Raw genomic sequence first — 1,348 nt, 5'->3', positions numbered from 1 at the left:
TCGCGGTGGTGGCGGCCGAGGTCAAGGAACTCGCGACCCAGACCAGCCGGGCCACCGAGGAGATCGGCCGGCAGGTCGCGTCGATCCAGGCGGTGACCGGCGGCGTCTCCGAGGCGATCCAGGGCATCGTGTCCCAGATCGAGGCGATGAACCACGTCTCCACCAGCATCTCGGCGGCCGTCGAGGAGCAGGGCGTCACCACGCAGGACATCGTCCGCAGCATGGGCCAGGCCTCGACCGGCACCAGCGGGATGACCGCCGACATCGCCGAGGTTGCCCGGGTCGCCAGCGATGCCGGCGAGGCCGCCGCCTCCGTGGCGCAGGCCTCGGACGAACTCGCCGCCCAGTCGGAGCAGCTCCGGGCCGAGGTGTCGCAGTTCCTGCGCAACGTGCGGGCGGCCTGAACCAGCGTTCCGAAAGCTGGCCGCCGGCTTTCGGAAAGAGACGATGCGGATCAAGGGGCTCGCGCATCGTGCCGGTTCCGGCACGATGCGCCAAGCCGACCGAAGACGATCCGGCTCGGACGGCCGTCAGGCCGCCCGGGCCGGCAGCGGGCCTTGTGATCGCTGCGCCGCCCGGCTCGCATAGGCCTGCGCCGCCAGGGGCAGCTCGATGGCGGCGCAGAGGCCGCCCTCACTCCGGTTCTCCAGGGTCAGGCGGCCGTTATGCGCCTCGACGATCGCCAGCACGATGGACAGGCCGAGGCCGAAGCCGCTGGCCTCGTTGAGATTGCGGGCGCGGTCGCCCCGCACGAAGGGCTGCAGCATGGCGTCGCGTTCGGTCTCCGGGATGCCGGGGCCCTGATCCAGCACGCAGATGCGGATGCCGCGCTCCGAGGATTCCATCTGGACCTCCGCCCGGCCTCCGTACTTGACGGCGTTGTCCACCAGGTTGGTGATCGCCCGCTGCAGTTCCTCCGGGCGGCCCTGCACCAGGACGTGCCGGCTGCGGCCGACGCGCACCGGAGCGCCGAAATCCGAGAAGTCGTCGCAGACCGTCTGGACCACCGAGGCGAGGTCCACGAGGCTCAGGCTGCTGGCATCGCGCGTCTGCCCGTCCCGCACGAAGGAGAGGGCCGCCTCCACCAGGCCGTTCATCTGGTCCAGGTCGCGCAGGGTGGCCGTGCGGGTGTGCTCGTCCTCGATGAACTCGGCGCGCAGGCGCAGTCGGGTGATCGGCGTGCGCAGGTCGTGGCTGATCGCCGCCAGCATTTGCGTGCGGTCGTCGATCAGGCGGCGCACCCGGGCACGCATGCGGTCGAGCGCCCGGGAGACGGCCAGCACCTCGCGGGGACCGGCCGTCGGTAGCGCGACGTGGTCGTCGTGGGTGCCGAACGCCTCGGCGGCGC

The 1,348-nt window shown here is 71.9% G+C and carries 1 protein-coding gene and 1 pseudogene; one reads left to right on the top strand and one right to left on the bottom strand.

Annotation, left to right across the window (positions count from 1 at the left end; all coding sequences use genetic code 11):
- Positions 1–404, top strand: a pseudogene (locus FV228_RS29895) (chemotaxis protein); the annotation flags it as partial.
- Between the two features lie 126 nt (positions 405–530).
- On the opposite strand, the gene FV228_RS29890 reads toward FV228_RS29895, so the two are convergent.
- Positions 531–1,348 (bottom strand): ATP-binding protein (locus FV228_RS29890; RefSeq protein ID WP_246694082.1); only part of this gene is annotated, 818 nt, incomplete at its 5' end.

Source organism: Methylobacterium sp. WL18 (assembly GCF_008040015.1).
Lineage (GTDB): Bacteria > Pseudomonadota > Alphaproteobacteria > Rhizobiales > Beijerinckiaceae > Methylobacterium > Methylobacterium mesophilicum.
The sequence above is the reverse complement of the archived record's forward strand: the minus strand, read 5'-3'. Positions and strand labels throughout refer to the sequence as shown.